General features: G+C 65.1%; 17 protein-coding genes. 7 read left to right on the top strand and 10 right to left on the bottom strand.

The genetic code is table 11. The features are described from left to right. Positions 1–9 precede the first annotated feature (9 nt). The 4 genes from AC1DT7_RS06920 to AC1DT7_RS06905 all read right to left on the bottom strand — a co-directional run bounded on the left by AC1DT7_RS06920 (position 10) and on the right by AC1DT7_RS06905 (position 2572). A complete protein-coding gene (locus AC1DT7_RS06920; protein WP_478035147.1) occupies positions 10–438 on the bottom strand; it encodes an ExbD/TolR family protein in 429 nt (142 codons plus the stop codon). Positions 439–465: 27 nt separating this feature from the next. Beyond that, positions 466–951: an ExbD/TolR family protein gene (locus tag AC1DT7_RS06915; RefSeq protein ID WP_478035145.1), complete on the bottom strand. Its 486-nt coding sequence runs from the start codon at positions 949–951 to the stop codon at positions 466–468. Positions 952–1043: 92 nt separating this feature from the next. Beyond that, the gene (locus AC1DT7_RS06910; protein WP_478035143.1) at positions 1044–1823 is read right to left on the bottom strand and encodes a MotA/TolQ/ExbB proton channel family protein; all 780 of its coding nucleotides are present in this window, start codon (positions 1821–1823) and stop codon (positions 1044–1046) included. An 89-nt stretch (positions 1824–1912) separates the two neighbouring features. Then, the gene (locus AC1DT7_RS06905; RefSeq protein WP_478035142.1) at positions 1913–2572 is read right to left on the bottom strand and encodes an energy transducer TonB; all 660 of its coding nucleotides are present in this window, start codon (positions 2570–2572) and stop codon (positions 1913–1915) included. 224 nt (positions 2573–2796) lie between these two features. Between AC1DT7_RS06905 and AC1DT7_RS06900 the strand changes: the two genes are divergently transcribed. Further along, complete coding sequence (locus AC1DT7_RS06900; protein WP_478035140.1) at positions 2797–3648, top strand: hypothetical protein; 852 nt, start codon at positions 2797–2799, stop codon at positions 3646–3648. On the opposite strand, the gene AC1DT7_RS06895 is transcribed toward AC1DT7_RS06900, so the two are convergent. From AC1DT7_RS06895 to AC1DT7_RS06885, 3 genes are all read right to left on the bottom strand, one after another. Further along, positions 3645–3986: a Rossmann fold domain-containing protein gene (locus tag AC1DT7_RS06895; protein WP_478035138.1), complete on the bottom strand. Its 342-nt coding sequence runs from the start codon at positions 3984–3986 to the stop codon at positions 3645–3647. The two genes, AC1DT7_RS06900 and AC1DT7_RS06895, sit on opposite strands and share 4 nt — an antisense overlap. After that, a complete protein-coding gene (locus AC1DT7_RS06890; RefSeq protein ID WP_478035137.1) occupies positions 3983–4354 on the bottom strand; it encodes a dihydroneopterin aldolase in 372 nt (123 codons plus the stop codon). Before AC1DT7_RS06890 ends, AC1DT7_RS06895 begins: the two co-directional genes overlap by 4 nt. 61 nt (positions 4355–4415) lie before the next feature. Beyond that, positions 4416–5048 carry a glutathione S-transferase family protein gene (locus AC1DT7_RS06885; RefSeq protein ID WP_478035135.1) on the bottom strand — a complete coding sequence of 211 codons (633 nt, stop codon included), beginning with the start codon at positions 5046–5048 and terminating at the stop codon, positions 4416–4418. A 92-nt stretch (positions 5049–5140) separates the two neighbouring features. Between AC1DT7_RS06885 and AC1DT7_RS06880 the strand changes: the two genes are divergently transcribed. From AC1DT7_RS06880 to AC1DT7_RS06865, 4 genes are all read left to right on the top strand, one after another. Next, complete coding sequence (locus tag AC1DT7_RS06880) at positions 5141–5653, top strand: GNAT family N-acetyltransferase (protein WP_478035133.1); 513 nt, start codon at positions 5141–5143, stop codon at positions 5651–5653. A 238-nt stretch (positions 5654–5891) separates the two neighbouring features. Further along, positions 5892–6458 carry a DUF1285 domain-containing protein gene (locus AC1DT7_RS06875; protein WP_478035131.1) on the top strand — a complete coding sequence of 189 codons (567 nt, stop codon included), beginning with the start codon at positions 5892–5894 and terminating at the stop codon, positions 6456–6458. Next, the gene (locus tag AC1DT7_RS06870; protein WP_478035130.1) at positions 6455–7057 is read left to right on the top strand and encodes a CoA pyrophosphatase; all 603 of its coding nucleotides are present in this window, start codon (positions 6455–6457) and stop codon (positions 7055–7057) included. The genes AC1DT7_RS06875 and AC1DT7_RS06870 overlap by 4 nt, the downstream gene beginning before the upstream one ends. Beyond that, positions 7045–8250 carry a CCA tRNA nucleotidyltransferase gene (locus AC1DT7_RS06865; RefSeq protein WP_478035128.1) on the top strand — a complete coding sequence of 402 codons (1206 nt, stop codon included), beginning with the start codon at positions 7045–7047 and terminating at the stop codon, positions 8248–8250. The genes AC1DT7_RS06870 and AC1DT7_RS06865 overlap by 13 nt, the downstream gene beginning before the upstream one ends. Here the strand turns inward: AC1DT7_RS06865 and AC1DT7_RS06860 are convergent. The 3 genes from AC1DT7_RS06860 to gcvA form a co-directional block, all read right to left on the bottom strand. Continuing rightward, entirely contained in the window at positions 8220–9863 is a 1644-nt protein-coding gene (locus AC1DT7_RS06860) for a putative bifunctional diguanylate cyclase/phosphodiesterase (RefSeq protein WP_478035126.1), read from the bottom strand. The two genes, AC1DT7_RS06865 and AC1DT7_RS06860, sit on opposite strands and share 31 nt — an antisense overlap. A 148-nt stretch (positions 9864–10011) precedes the next feature. Further along, positions 10012–12264: a DNA topoisomerase IV subunit A gene (gene parC / locus AC1DT7_RS06855; protein WP_478035125.1), complete on the bottom strand. Its 2253-nt coding sequence runs from the start codon at positions 12262–12264 to the stop codon at positions 10012–10014. Between the two features lie 53 nt (positions 12265–12317). Beyond that, a complete protein-coding gene (gcvA, locus tag AC1DT7_RS06850; protein ID WP_478035123.1) occupies positions 12318–13217 on the bottom strand; it encodes a transcriptional regulator GcvA in 900 nt (299 codons plus the stop codon). Positions 13218–13331: 114 nt separating this feature from the next. Here gcvA and AC1DT7_RS06845 point away from each other — a divergent pair, with 114 nt between their 5' ends. Then, on the top strand, positions 13332–13514 hold the full coding sequence (locus AC1DT7_RS06845; RefSeq protein ID WP_478035121.1) for a hypothetical protein: 183 nt from the start codon (positions 13332–13334) through the stop codon (positions 13512–13514). A gap of 38 nt (positions 13515–13552) precedes the next feature. Further along, positions 13553–14446, top strand: coding sequence for an alpha/beta hydrolase family protein (locus AC1DT7_RS06840; RefSeq protein WP_478035119.1), 894 nt, complete (start codon positions 13553–13555; stop codon positions 14444–14446). Positions 14447–14527 lie beyond the last annotated feature (81 nt).

Genomic DNA, 14527 nt, shown 5'->3' with positions numbered 1-14527 from the left:
ATCGAAAAATCAGAAGTCGTTGCGATACTGCTCATTCCCGATGAAGCCGAGCTTGGACACGCCAGAGCGCTTGATCACCGCGAGAACCTCGTCAACCCGCGCATAACGCGCCTGGGGATCCGGCTGGAAGTGGAGTTCAGGCTCCGGGTTGATACCCTTGGTCGCTTCCAGATATTGCTGGAGAGTGACCTTGTCGACCGGCGCACCGTTCCACGTGATCGTGCCCGCAGGATCGATAACGACCTTGTTCTTCTGCGGATCGATCGGCGGCGGCTGATTGTTCGGGTCGTTGATCGGAAGATCGACCTTCACCGCGTGAGTCTGGATCGGAATGGTGATGATGAACATGATGAGGAGCACGAGCATGACGTCGATAAGCGGCGTCGTGTTCAGATCCATCATCGGCTGGCCGTCATCGGAACCACCGCTCATTGCCATATCATATTACTCCTAAGCTCTGACCGGTCACATGCGCTCGGCGTTGCCGCCGGGCGGAGGCTCGGAAATGAAGCCGACCTTGGCAAAGCCTGCCATCTGCATCGTGTAGATTGCACCACCGATGCAACGATACGGCGTGTTCACGTCACCGCGGATATGGGCCTCGGGAAGTTCCAGGTCGGGATTGCCGACGCCACCCTGACGCGCAATCTCCGCCTTCAGCTTCGCGACCGCCCGGTCGAGCAGTTCCTGATGACCCACCGGAGACGTCCCCCAATAGATGCCGCAGCTGCCATCGGGCTTCTGCAGGATCGAGAGCGACACATTCTCGGGCTTCGTGGTCGTGGGATCGTAACGAATGTCGGGAAGCTTCAGCTTCACCGATTGCAACACGACGGGAACCGCGATCAGGAAGATGATGAGGAGCACCAGCATCACGTCCACCATCGGGGTCGTGTTGATGTCCGACATCGGCTTTTCTTCGGCGCCGTCGCCGCCAACGCTAATTGCCATTGAGGACTATCCTATCCTTGCAACTGCACCACCGGGAAACTCCGGCGGCGATAGGCGGGGCGGCACCGACACGGCGCGCCCCGCCCCTATCATCAGCGTGCAGCCGTGGTGGTAGCAGCCGGCTTGGCTGCCGGAGCTGCCGGACCCTTGCGGGCTGCAACCGTCGGGCGAACCGCACCGTCCGATGCCAGGTAACCGAGAACGTCGTTCGAGAACGAGTTCAGGTCTTCGGCGATCGACTTGTTGCGACGCTGCAGCCAGTTGTAGGCAAGCACCGCCGGAACGGCGACGACGAGACCGAGAGCGGTCATGATGAGCGCCTCACCGACCGGGCCGGCGACGGCGTCGATCGATGCCTGACCGGCAGCGCCGATCTTGATGAGCGCGCGGTAGATGCCGATAACCGTACCGAACAGACCGATGAACGGTGCCGTAGCGCCGACGGTCGCGAGGAAGGCCAGACCCGAGTTCAGCTGCGAGTTGATGGTCGCTTCCGAACGGGCGAGCGAACCGTGCAGCCAGTCATGAGCCTCGACCGGATCGGTCAGGCGGGTGTGCTGCTCCTGAGCCGACAGGCCGTCATCGACGATCTGCTTGTAAGCCGAGTTCTTCTCGAGCTTGGCCGATGCTTCACGCAGGCTGTTGTTGTTCCAGAAGCCGGCGGTGACGCGCTTGTACTGGTTGATCACCTTCTGCTGCTCGAACAGCTTCGTGAACAGGATGTAGAGAGAAACAAAGAGCATGAGCACGAGAATGCCGAACACGGTCTGCGAAATCAGACCGCCCTCGCGAAGGGCGGGAACCAGGCCGTACGGGTTGTCGCCCTTGGGGGCGGCTGCTGCGGCGCCGGCCGCAAGGATGGTGGTGAGCATTATTGTGGGTTTCCTCTAGGCTGTATTTTTAACTGCGTATTTTCGAGAAACGGCCCGGGGCGTGGCGCGCCGGGCCGAATCCCTCATCCTCAATCCTCGGGCAGGACCCATCGGACCGGCAGCGTTGCGGTCGATGCAATCGCCTGACCGTCTTCGCCCTTTGCCGGCGTGTACCGCACCCTGCTGCGCGCGATGCGGCAGGTGGTGTCGTCGAGCGAGCTATTCCCGCTGGACGTGGTCACGGTACATGCCGTCACGCGACCATCGGTGCCAACGGTCAGTCGAGCGACAACGCGACCCTGAGCACCGGCGCGGATCGCGTCCGATGGATAGGCGTCGTTGCCGAAGAACTGGCCGGGGTTACCCTTCACCGACGCTGCCTGCGAGATGCGGGGCGGCGCAGGGGGCGGTGGCGGCGGAGCAGCGACCGGCGTCGGCACGTAAACCGGCGGCGGAGCCTGCACCGTCTGGATGACGACTTGCGGCGGCGCCTGGGTCTGCACGATCGGCGGCGGCGAAACCACGGGGGGCGGTTCCAGCGGCTGATCTGGCGGAGGAGGCGGCGGCTCATCGGGCGGCGGGGGTGGCGGTTCTTCTACGTCGAAGGTTTTTAACTTCTCCGTCACCGCTTTCACGTATTTGTACGTGAGGCCGGTGACGAACGCGTAACCCATGACGGCGACAAGCACCGACACGATCACGATCGCCACCACGCGGTTACCGCTTACATTACGGTCAGCATAAGCCATTCAGAAACGAAACTCCTCTATCCGTACACGACGCGTATCGCCGATCCGTAACGTCCGTTCGTTCGATCCGCCTGTCATGGGCTGATGTATCCTTGGACAGGGGCGATCCTATATGACCCCCCAAACTCTGACGCAAACGCTTTGTCTCACGCAACAAACGTACAATCCCGACGTGGCAGAATTATTTCTGTTTAATATCGGAACGAGAGCGTAACTCCCGAGCTATGATTAAAGCTCCGAAACTCGCGCTTGCCGTCGCGCTCGCAGCGGCCACAGCCCCCCTCTCCGCTCAGCAAAGAGCGCCGATTCCCGCCGATTCGGTGGTAGTTAGCCCCCTTTACGCCGATTACGCGGACCTCGTTCTGATGGCCCCCGCGATCATCGACGCGACCATTCGCAGCTCCACCCGCCTGAAGGGTCCGGACGCGATCGGCGTCGCCCCCGGAAAGGCCAGACTTTATGTAGAAGCGGATGTTCTCGCCCTGATTCGCGGGCCGGCGGCCCTGCCGCCGCGAATCGCTTATGTGCTTGATGTTCCTGTAGATGCACGCGGCAACTTGCCGAAATTGCGCAAGTTGCGCGTGTTGCTGTTCGCCCGGCCCGTTCCGGGTAATGCGACGCTCATTCAACTCGTCCGACCTGATGCACAGCGCAACTGGTCGCCCGATGTCGACGCCCTGACCCGGCGAATCGTTCAGGAAACGATCAGCCCGGATGCTGCGCCCAAGGTGACGGGAATCGGCAATGCCTTCCATGTGACGGGCGACCTCCCGGGATCGGGCGAAACCCAGATATTCCTCACCACGGCCGATAACCGGCCGGTATCGATCGGCATCCAGCGCACCCCCGGGGAACCGCCGCGCTGGTCGGTTGCCCTGAGCGAACTGGTCGGCGAAGGCGCCGTGCCGCCGGCCCGCGATACGCTGCTCTGGTATCGCCTCGCCTGCGCGCTACCCCAGGCATTGCCTGATTCAAGCCTGGCCTCGCTCACCGAGAGCAACGCGGCCATCGCGCGCGAGGACTATCAATTCGTGATTCGCTCACTCGGCCCCTGCAACCGCGGCGGCGGCTTCTAGGCCTCGGCGGCGACGGTCAGGATCTGGCCGGTCGTCGACCTGGCAGCGGCAAGAAAGCGGGCCGCCGCGGCAACGTCACCGGGATCGGCCCCTGTCGCTGCGTCGATCGCCCCGATTCGGGTGGTCGGGGCCAACTCGATCGCAAGCGGGCCGATCGCCCCCATCAGCATCGCGCGTTCGAGCGCCGGAACGCGTGAATCGATCAGGAGCAGGACGAAATCGGCGCCGGAGGCGCGAATCTGCCGCACCACCTCCGCTGCCTGTCCGGCCGCCGCGCTGACGACCACCGCGCCAGGGGCCGTCGCAAGCGATTCGCGAACGGCCTCTTCGACGGTCATTTCCGGTGACGGACCAATGTGATGCCGATCGATTCGCCGTCCTCGGCGATCGCCAGCTTGACGATCTTCACCTTGACCCGTGCAACACGCTTGTCCTGAAGGAACAGCGTCTCGGCGATATGATCGGCCACGCCTTCGACCAGGGTGAAGTGCAGTCCCTCGGGCAGCGCGGTGGTCGCCGCGCGCTTGAGGTCGAGATAATTCTTGGTCGCGCCAAGCGGCGAATCCGGCGCAAAATGCGCCGGGCAGTCGAGATCGACCGTCAGCGAGATGCGTAGCGGCTGCGGCAGATGGGTTTCTTCCGAATAGATGCCGGTGAGCACCAGCACCTCAAGATCATGCACTTCGAGGCTGAGACGATCGTCCAAGCGTGGGCCTTTCATAATGTGGCGGGCGCCATAGCAGATGGCGGCGCGGTGGAAAGCCGCGTCAGGCCGAGGCGCTCGGCCGGGCGCTCGCCGCCTTGTGCCAGCGTGCGACGGCCCGGCACTTCTCCGGCACCTGAAGCTTGGCAGCGCGCGCGAAGTCGATCGTCACCAGCGCGCTGATATCCGCAAAACTATGGGCGTCGCTCGCGATCCATTCGCGCTCGGCGAGCCGCGCATCGAGCGCGTCGATAAAGGCGCCCCACATGATGAGCCCCCGTGCGCCGAGTTCCGGTATCTGCGGCATGCTGGGCCATTTGCCGGGCGCGGCACGATCCTCGAACGCCGGATGCGCGTTGCGAAAGGCATAGACGGCGGCGGCATAGCCGTCCGACTCGATTCTCCTGGTCCAGGATTCGATTCGCCCGATATCGAGCGCGGTCGCGCCGAACAGGGTCGGTTCCGGGTGCAGCGCCTCGAAATAACGGCAGATCGCAGCCGATTCGCAGATCACCTCGCCATCGTCGAGCTCGAGCGCAGGGACGGCACCGCGTGGATTGACCGCAAGATATGGGTCGGCGAGTTGCTCGTTCCGGCGCAGATCGACCATCACGCGCTCAACCTCCACGCCCTTTTCGGCGAGGAAGATGCGCACCCGGCGTGGGCTCGGGGCGAATTCGGCATCGTACAGCTTCATCGCGCGCCTCCAATTCGGCTTGTGTTAAGGCGCATCAACGCTAAAGCGCGCGGCCCGCTGCGTCCATGCCGGGACTCACAGGAGCCACTCTATTGATCAGGATCGCGCCGATTTCCGAAGTTGAACCGCAGGCGGTAGAGCATCTGCTCGACCGCGCGTTCGGCACGGGCCGGCACGAGCGAACGGCCTACCGGATTCGCGAGGGCATGTCGGCGATCCCCCGGTTGAGTTTCGCAGCCCTTGAGGACGACGCGCTGGTCGGCACGATCCAGTGCTGGCCGATCCTGTTCGACGGCGACGATGGCCATGACGTACCGCTGGTGATGGTAGGCCCGGTGGCGGTCGAGCCGGCGCGGCAGCGCGACGGGATCGGGCGAGACCTGATGCTCTGCGCGCTGAACGCCGCCGTGGCCACGGGCGAGGCCGGGTCGCTGATGCTGATCGGTGACCCGGAATATTATGGCCGCTTCTTCGGCTTTACCGCCGATCGCACGGCTGGCTGGCGCGCCCCGGGGCCGGTCGAGCAGCGCCGCCTCCTCGCACTCGGTGATTCGGTGCCCGACGGCGCCGGCATGCTCGGCCCGCGAATCGCCGCGCTCGCCTAGTTGGGCATCCGCGAGGCGACGTCATCACGATCGGTTGAAGGAACCATCATGCCGGACTCGTTCCAGCATCCGGTCTTCCACAATCTTCGACCTGATTCTCGCGGCGCGATGGCCATCGGTACAGGTCCCGGCGGTGACGACATGGAAGGGTGCACAGAGCAATTCCGGCCAAAGCGGCGGCGCACCAGCATTTCGTCCCGAGCTTTACGCCCGGGCGGGCCTGTCCTACCGCGGACCGATGCCGATGGAACCGCTTCCCGATCTTGCCGCGCTGTCGCTCGCCGATATCGCACGCCTGGCCGAGGAGCAGAAGCTGCCGCCAGTCGAACGCTGGAATCCAAGCCATTGTGGCGACAGCGAGATGCGTATCGCGCGCGACGGCACCTGGTTCCACCAGGGATCGCCCATCGGGCGCCAGGCGATGGTGCGGCTGTTCTCGACGATCCTGCGGCGCGAGGCGGATGGCGGCTATGTGCTCGTCACCCCTGTCGAAAAGCTCGACATTGCGGTGGAAGATGCGCCGTTCATTGCCGTCGAGATGAAAGCGGAGGGCGAAGGTCGTGACACGCGCCTGGCCTTTCGGCTCAATACCGGCGACCTGGTAACGGCAAGCGGCGACCACCCGCTGCGTTTCGAGGAGCGCGAGGACGGTCCCCGTCCCTATCTCCATGTTCGCGGCGGGCTCGAGGCGCTGATCGCCCGGCCCGTCTATTACGATCTCGCCGCCATGGCGCTGGCGAGCGACGACGTACCGCCCGGCGTGTGGAGCGGCGGCGCCTTTTTTCCCCTGGAGCCGACTGAATGAGCCTCGCCGACCGCCTGCGCAACGCCCTGGAAACCGGACACGGCATGGACACCGTGCTGTTGACCGGCGACCATCGCGACCTTGAACTCGACCAGTCGGCACCGCTGATGAACGCGGCGGTACTCGTCGCGGTGACCGACCGGGCCGAGCCCGGCGTGATCCTGACCCAGCGCACCGACACGCTGTCGCGCCACCCCGGCCAGATCGCCTTTCCCGGCGGCCGGATCGACCCGGGCGACAGCGGGCCGGTCGCCGCGGCCCTGCGCGAGGCGGAGGAGGAGATCGCCCTGCCCCGCGACCGCGTGACCGTGATCGGCGAGGCGGACCGTTATCGCACCGTCACCGGATTCGAGGTGACGCCGGTGATCGGCATCGTGCCGCCCGACCTGATCCTGATTCCCAGCGCGGCCGAAGTGGCGCAGGTATTCGAGGTGCCGCTGGATTTCGTGCTCGACACCGCCAATCACGTCGAGGCGACCGTCGAATGGCAGGGCCGCAACCGGCATTATTACGAGATCACCTGGGACGGCCACCGGATCTGGGGTGCGACCGCAGCGATGATCGTCAATCTTTCGCGGCGGCTGCGATGGAACGGGTGACCCTGCCGCATGCCGCGTGGCGCACGCGGGACGGCCTGGCCGAACTCTGCGAGGTGCTCGGCGCGACGGCGGGCAAGGTGCGTTTCGTCGGTGGCGTGGTGCGCGATACGCTGCTCGGCATCGACGTCGCCGATGTCGATCTTGCGACGTCCCATTCTCCCGAACGGGTGATCGCGCTGCTCAAGGCCAATGGCATCAAGGTCGTGCCGACCGGCCTGGCGCACGGCACCGTGACGGCAGTGCTTCCGGGCGGCCCCGTCGAGGTCACGACCCTGCGCTGCGACGTCGCGACAGACGGCCGACATGCCACCGTCGCCTTTACCGACGACTGGCAGGAAGACGCGGCGCGGCGTGATTTCACGATGAATGCGCTCTACGCCGATCCGCTGACCGGCGGCATTTCCGACTATTTCGGCGGCATCGACGATCTCGAGGCGCGCAGGGTGCGCTTCATCGGTGATCCGCTGAAGCGCATTGCCGAGGATCATTTGCGCATCCTGCGCTTCTTCCGGTTCCACGCCCGATTCGGCGACGAGCCGGATGAGGCTGGCCTGAACGCCTGCACCGAGCGGGCCAACGACCTGATGGCCCTGTCGCGCGAGAGGATCGCCGCCGAACTGCTTCGGCTGCTGGTAGCGGTGCACGCGGTGCGGGTGGTCGAGCTGATGATCGATCATGGCATCTTTGCGCCGGTGTTGCCCGAGATCGACAGCGCCGAACGGCTGGCGCGGCTGGTCGGGCGCGAGGCGGCGGCCGGAATTGCGCCCGATCCGATCAGGCGGCTCTCCGCATTGCTCCCCGCCGACACGGGCGCCGCCGATGACGTCGGTGCGCGGCTGAAGCTTTCCAAGATCGAACGGCGGCGACTGATCAGTGCCGTCGAACCGGTCGGCGACGAGCCCGCGACGGTGATCGGCTATCGGCTCGGCAAGGATCTGGCCATCGATCGGCTGCTCCTGTCGAGCCGGCCGGAGAGCGAACCGGCGTCGCTGATCGGATGGGAATCCCCTGCCCTGCCGCTGACCGGCGGCGCGCTGGTCGAGCGTGGGCTGCGCAAGGGGCCTGAAGTCGCCAAGACGCTGCGTCTGGTCGAGGAACAATGGATCGCCGAGGGTTTCCCCGACGCGGCACGTGTGAACCAGATCGCCGATGCGGCGACCGATCAGTTCCTGCGGGCTTCGAGCAGCGAATAGGCAGCGTCGGCCTCGAGCGGCCGCGCATAGACGAAGCCCTGGCCATAGCTGCAGCCAAGGGCGGCGAGTGTCTGGGCGAGTTCGTTGGTCTCGATCCCCTCCGCCGTGGTCTGCATGCCGAGCGCCTGGGCGAGTGACAGGATGGCGCGCACGATCGCGATCTTGTCGCGGTCGGCCAGCATGCCGGTGACAAAGCTGCGGTCGATCTTGAGGATGTCGATCGGCAGCTTCTGGAGATAGGCGAGGTTGGAATAGCCGGTGCCGAAATCGTCCATGGCCAGCGTGGTGCCCAGGCCCTTCAGCGCATGCATGATGCCGGCGATGCGATCGGGATCAGAGACGAGCGCGCTCTCCGTCAATTCGAGCGTGAAGCGCGACCCGTCCAGGCCGTTGGCGGAGAGCGCCCGTTCGACCACCGGGGCGATGATGTCGCGCTGAAGCTGGATCGCCGAGAGGTTGACGGCGAGCTTCACGCCGCAATCACCCCCGGCCTGCGCATCCCATCTGGACAGCGTGCGGGCCGCCTCCTCGATCGCCCAGCGGCCGAGCGGCACGATCAGGCCCGATTCCTCGGCAACGGGAATGAAATCATTGGGCGAATGCTCGGTGCCGTTCTCGTCCTGCCAGCGCGCGAGGGATTCGAAGCACACGATCTGCCCGGTCGCGAGATCGCAGATCGGCTGATAGCTCAACCTGAGTTGCCCGCGATCGAGCGCACGGCGCAGCGCCGTCTCCATGCCGAACTGTTCGCGCGCGATGTCGAAGGCCTGGGTCTGATAGGCCTCGGCGCGACCACTGGTCTTCGATCGCCGCACCGCGAACTGAGCGTGGCGGATCAGTTCCTCCGCGTCATCGACCTGGCTCGACCCGAAGGCGATGCCGATCGAGCAGGCGACGCGAATCTCGAAATCGGAAAGCTGGAACGGCGTGGCCAGCGCGCCCTGGATTCGTTTTGCGACATGATCGGCGTCGCCCGGCCCGTCTTCCAGAGTCAGCAATATGCCGAACTCGTCACCGCCGGTGCGGGCCAGCACGTCATGCGTCCGCAAAATCCCCTTGAGGCGGCGGGCGACGGTGATCAGCAGTTCGTCACCGGCCATCGACCCGAGACAGGCGTTGACCCGGCTGAACCGGTCGAGATCGACGATCAGAACGGCGTAACGCGCCTGCTGGTTCGTGTCATCGATCAGCGTTTCCAGATGGTCGCTGAAGCCCGCACGGTTGGCGAGGCCGGTCAGGCTGTCAGTCAGCATCTCGCGGCGGAGATTATGTTCGGTGCGCAATTCCGACGTCTGGTCGATCAGGGTGACCAGGCAGCGACCCTCGGGATTGCGATACAGGCGGGCGAGCGTCACCTGATAATAGCGACAATCGACCGCGTCGCCGAACTGCCAGGGGAAATCCTGACGCAGCGAATCGCTTTCGATGAAGTTCGTGATTCGCGCCGCGATCAGCGAGATCAGCGGGGACGATCCGGTGCTGCTGCCGAGGCCCGCCTGGCGGAACGGGCGATTCGCCATCTGGATGGAGACGTTGCCGCCCGATGCGACGACGATCGCGGCGGGGATCGGCAACAGGTCGAACGTAGCGGCGATCCGGTCCGAGTCGCTCATGCACGTCTCATCGGCCTCCGGCATGGGAGGTTCTTCCGTTTTCAAGACCCGGGACCTGAACGGCATCATCCAGGGTAGTGCTATCTCAAACAGGTTAAGAGCGGCTGAAGCTTGTCGATATTTCAGCCACTTGATCCCGTCAAAATGGCTAGAATCGGTTATCCCTGGGAAATCCCGTAGGTGGCATGCGCCCAGCGGCACCGCGCGCGGCGCGCCATGGGGCAAGATCCGTCTCGGTCCTCGTACGCCCGGTTTCCCCGCCCATCGGCCAGCTCAGCCCGTTGGCAAAGACGAAGGTGATCGCATCGGACAGTCCGCCGTCGCGATAGCGCTGGAGCTGGACGCCCTGGCCGCGCGAAAGCTCGGCAAGCTCGGCCAGCGGGAAGACGAGCATGCGGCGATTGTCGCCGATCGCCGCGACATAATCGGCTTCCGGATCGACCGGCCGGACGATCTTTAGTTTCGCCCCGATGCGCGGCGTCACCACCGTCTTGCCCTTGCGGGTCTCGGCGATCGTATCCGCCGTCTTGACGATGAAGCCGCGCCCGTCGGTGGCGGCAACCAGCCACTTCTCCGCCTTGCTTGCCGGCATCAGCGCCACGATGCCGACATCGCCGTCCAGATCGATCATCGCGCGCACCGGCTCGCCGAAACCGCGCCCGCCGGGCAGCTTGTCGGCCGCCAAGGTATAGAAACGGCCATTCTCGGCCGCGAGCAGGATCTTGTCGGTGGTCTGCGCCGGGAAGTGCAGGAACGGCCCGTCGCCTTCCTTGAACTTCAGGTCCGCCGCGACGGCATCCTCGATATGGCCCTTCATGGCGCGGATCCAGCCGCGTTGCGACAGGATCACGGTGATCGGCTCGCGCTCGATCATCGCCTCGAGCGGAATTTCGCGTGCGGGGGCCGCTTCTTCGATCGTGGTACGGCGCTTGCCCAGCGCGGTCTCGGGGCCGTAGCGGTCGCGCAGCTTGCCGAAGTCGCGCTTCAGCCGCGTGCGCTGACGCGCGTCGCTGCCCAACAGCGCTTCAAGGCTCGCCTTCTCGTTCTCCAGCCCCTCGCGCTCCTTGCGCAACTCCATCTCCTCGAGCTTGCGCAGCGAGCGCAGGCGCATGTTGAGGATCGCCTCGGCCTGGCGCTCGGTCAGCTCGAACTCGGCGATCATCAGTGGCTTGGGCTCGTCCTCGGTGCGGATGATATGGATCACCCGGTCGAGGTTGAGATAGGCGATGATGTAGCCGTCGAGCAGCTCCATCCGGTCGGCGATCTTGTTCAGCCGGTGCGCGGTGCGGCGCTGGAGCACGATGAACTGATGCTCGACCCAGCCGAGCAACGCCTCGCGCAGGGACATCACGCGCGGGGTGCGGCGCGCATCCAGGACGTTGAGGTTAAGGCTGACGCGATTTTCCAGATCGCTCATCCGGAACAGGCTTTCCATCAGCATCGTCGCGTCGACCGTGCGTGCGCGCGGTTCGATGACGATGCGGACTTCCGAATCGGATTCGTCGCGGATGTCGGCGAGGATCGGCAGCTTCTTGTCGTTGATGATCGTCGCGATCTGCTCGATCAGCTTCCCCTTCTGCACGCCGTACGGGATCTCCGTCACGATTGCGTTCCAGGTGCCGCGGCCCAGATCCTCGACATGCCAGCGCGCGCGAACGCGGAAGCCGCCACGGCCAGTGGCATAGGACTCTGCGATAGCCGAGGCGCTGTCGACGACGAGACCGCCGGTCGGGAAGTCAGGCCCCGTGACATGCTCGAGCACCTGGGCGTCAGTCGCATCGGGCTGGTCGATCAGTAGGATCGCGGCGTTGAACAGCTCGGCCGCATTGTGCGGCGGGATGCTGGTCGCCATGCCGACCGCGATACCGGCGGCGCCGTTGGCGAGCAGGTTCGGGAACATGCCCGGGAACAGTTCGGGTTCCTGTTCCTCGCCATTATAGGTCGGGCGGTAATCGACGGCGTCTTCGTCCAGGCCGTCCATCAGGTCGATCGCGACCTGGGTCAGCCGCGCCTCGGTATATCGATAGGCGGCGGCGTTATCGCCATCGATGTTGCCGAAATTGCCCTGGCCGTCGACCAGCGGGTAGCGCATGGCGAAGCTCTGGGCGAGACGGACCATCGCGTCATAGACCGACTGGTCGCCATGCGGATGATATTTGCCGATCACGTCGCCGACGACGCGGGCGCATTTCTTGTAGCCCTGCGTGGGATCGAGCCGCAGCAGCCGCATCGCCCATAACAGGCGGCGGTGCACCGGTTTCAGTCCGTCGCGGACATCAGGCAGCGAGCGCGCGGTGATCGTCGACAGCGCATAGACGAGATAGCGCTCCGACAGGGCGCTGTCGAAAGGCGCATCGACGATGGCATTGAAGGGATCGGGCTCAAGGATTTCCGTAGGCATTGGTCCCCGGTTAGCAGGCGGAATCGGGCAAGGCTAGGATCAGAGCGGCGTGCTCAGACCGGGCTCGGCAGGTCGCGTGCCAGCTCGGCGATCAACCAGTCGCGGAAACGCTTGATCTTCGTCACCCCGCGTCGCGCTTCGGGGCAGACGAGCCAATAGGCATAGCCGCGGGTCGACACGAGATCGAACGGCCGCACCAGCCGCCGCTCCGCCAGGTCGTTCCGCCAGAAAAAGGGCGTCAACATCGCCATGCCCTGCCCGGCCATCGCAGCATGTCCCTCATGCGCCTGGGAATCGAGCCTGACACCGGCGCGGATCGGCCCTTCGGGCATATCGACGCCAGCCTCGCGCAGCCAGTGCGGCCACCACGGGTCCTGCGGGCTGATCAACGGCAGGCGGAGCAGGTCGGTCGGCGCGAAGCTCGGGCCATGGCGTCGCATGAAGCCGGGGCTGCACATCGGGGTGAAATCGATCTTGAACAGCAGATCCTGCGACAGCTCGGGCCAGGAGCCGCGGCCGGCGCGGATCGCGACGTCGACATCGTCGGTCGCGAAATCGGACAGGGCGTCGCTGGTCAGCAGGCGCACGGCCATGTCGGGATGCGCCATCTGGAAACTGCCCAGCCTCCAGGCGAGCCAGGTATTGGCGAAGGTATTGGAGGTGGAGACAGTCAGCAGCCCCTCATCCTCGGCGCGGATCGTGGCGAAGGCCGAATCGAGCGCATCGAAGGCCCGGCCGACCTGCGGCGCGATGCGCCGTGCCGCCTCGGTAAGCACAACGCGTTTTTTCTCGCGGCGGAAAAGCTGAACACCGAGCCGTTCCTCGAGCAGCTTCACCTGATAGCTGACCGCGGCCTGGGTCATGCCGAGTTCGGCCGCTGCGGCGGTGAAATTTTCGTGGCGCGCGGCGGCCTCGAAGACGCGGACGGCGGAGAGCGGCGGGATGCGGCGCATGTCTTTTGGATAAGGCAGCCTTATGGATCATGTCCAACGATTTGTTGGCCCCGCGTAACGGGAAAGCGCATAGCCCTGTTCGTGATCAACGCCAACGCGAAGAGGAGAATGGCGATGCGTGATGACTTCCGTAGCCAGGTCTGGGCCGAGAATCACCGTCAGATCAGCGACGCGATCCATAAGCTGGGTCGTTCGGTGATCGCCGCGTTCGACGCGCTGCATGCCCAGCAGTTCGATGCGCCGTGGCATGCCCGTCCGGCTAGGCGGAACAAGACAGCCTACAAGCGCGCCGCCTGACCTTCGACAGTAGCGCGTGAAGCGCGTATCGGTCCGACATGTTCAGGCTTGCCTCGATCGCGCTTCTCGCGTTGGCTCCCGCGGTGATGGCCGCCACCAACCCTCCCCTGCTCACCTGGGACGATCTTTCGGCCCGGCCCAAGCCCAGTCCCGACGCGACGGTCGCCTATGGCAGCGACGAGATGCAGAAGGTCGATGTCTGGACACCCAAGGGCAAAGGCCCCTTCCCGACAGTCCTGATGGTCCATGGCGGCTGCTGGACGACCAGTATCGCCGATCGCAGCCTGATGAACTGGGTCGCCGGCGACCTCCGCAACCGGGGGTACGCGGTCTGGAACATCGACTATCGCGGCGTCGATCGCCCGGGCGGCGGCTATCCCGGCACCTTCCTCGACGCAGCCGCGGCGGCCGACGCGTTGCTGGCGAATGCCGCACGCTTCCACCTCGACACGAAACGTATCGTCGCGGTCGGTCATTCGGCCGGCGGCCATCTCGCTTTGTGGCTCGCGGCGCGACCCAGGCTGCCGAAGGACAGCCCGCTCAACAGCACGGCACCGCTGCCGATCGCACATGTCATCAGCCTTGGCGGCCTGCCCGATCTGGAGGCGACCGCCGCAAGCCCCGACAATGGCTGCGGCGTGGGTGTCGTCACAGAACTCGTCGGCAAGCCGGGCGTGCGGCCGGACATCTATGCCGACACCTCGGTTCCGCGCCTGTTGCCGATCGGCGTGCCGCAGGATCTGGTGAATGGCCGCGAGGACAAGATCATTCCGGTCCGGCTCGGCACCGGATACGTGGCGCAGGCGAAAAAGGCCGGCGACCGTGTCGCGCTGCATTTCGTGCCCGCAACCGGCCATGTCGAGTTGGTGACACCCGACACCGACGCCTGGCGCGAAACCGTGCAGTTGATCCACACTGCTCTGGGCCGATAACGCCGAACCACCCGCTCGTCCTGCCCCAGCATTGACGTGATCTTCGAATGATGTTGTAATGTTACAACATACCATAAGGAG

It is taken from the genome of Sphingomonas sp. P3_C6, from assembly GCF_056402595.1.
Note: the sequence above shows the minus strand (reverse complement) of the source record. Positions and strands in the feature narration are given on the sequence as shown.

What these genes read in the sequence shown, in the direction of transcription:
- AC1DT7_RS06920 (WP_478035147.1), bottom strand. Translation starts at nt 438, where the DNA reads ATGGCAATGAGCGGTGGTTCCGATGACGGCCAGCCGATGATGGATCTG.
- AC1DT7_RS06915 (WP_478035145.1), bottom strand. Translation starts at nt 951, where the DNA reads ATGGCAATTAGCGTTGGCGGCGACGGCGCCGAAGAAAAGCCGATGTCG.
- AC1DT7_RS06910 (WP_478035143.1), bottom strand. Translation starts at nt 1,823, where the DNA reads ATGCTCACCACCATCCTTGCGGCCGGCGCCGCAGCAGCCGCCCCCAAG.
- AC1DT7_RS06905 (WP_478035142.1), bottom strand. Translation starts at nt 2,572, where the DNA reads ATGGCTTATGCTGACCGTAATGTAAGCGGTAACCGCGTGGTGGCGATC.
- AC1DT7_RS06900 (WP_478035140.1), top strand. Translation starts at nt 2,797, where the DNA reads ATGATTAAAGCTCCGAAACTCGCGCTTGCCGTCGCGCTCGCAGCGGCC.
- AC1DT7_RS06895 (WP_478035138.1), bottom strand. Translation starts at nt 3,986, where the DNA reads ATGACCGTCGAAGAGGCCGTTCGCGAATCGCTTGCGACGGCCCCTGGC.
- AC1DT7_RS06885 (WP_478035135.1), bottom strand. Translation starts at nt 5,048, where the DNA reads ATGAAGCTGTACGATGCCGAATTCGCCCCGAGCCCACGCCGGGTGCGC.
- AC1DT7_RS06875 (WP_478035131.1), top strand. Translation starts at nt 5,892, where the DNA reads ATGCCGATGGAACCGCTTCCCGATCTTGCCGCGCTGTCGCTCGCCGAT.
- AC1DT7_RS06870 (WP_478035130.1), top strand. Translation starts at nt 6,455, where the DNA reads ATGAGCCTCGCCGACCGCCTGCGCAACGCCCTGGAAACCGGACACGGC.
- AC1DT7_RS06865 (WP_478035128.1), top strand. Translation starts at nt 7,045, where the DNA reads ATGGAACGGGTGACCCTGCCGCATGCCGCGTGGCGCACGCGGGACGGC.
- AC1DT7_RS06860 (WP_478035126.1), bottom strand. Translation starts at nt 9,863, where the DNA reads ATGAGCGACTCGGACCGGATCGCCGCTACGTTCGACCTGTTGCCGATC.
- parC (WP_478035125.1), bottom strand. Translation starts at nt 12,264, where the DNA reads ATGCCTACGGAAATCCTTGAGCCCGATCCCTTCAATGCCATCGTCGAT.
- gcvA (WP_478035123.1), bottom strand. Translation starts at nt 13,217, where the DNA reads ATGCGCCGCATCCCGCCGCTCTCCGCCGTCCGCGTCTTCGAGGCCGCC.
- AC1DT7_RS06845 (WP_478035121.1), top strand. Translation starts at nt 13,332, where the DNA reads ATGCGTGATGACTTCCGTAGCCAGGTCTGGGCCGAGAATCACCGTCAG.
- AC1DT7_RS06840 (WP_478035119.1), top strand. Translation starts at nt 13,553, where the DNA reads ATGTTCAGGCTTGCCTCGATCGCGCTTCTCGCGTTGGCTCCCGCGGTG.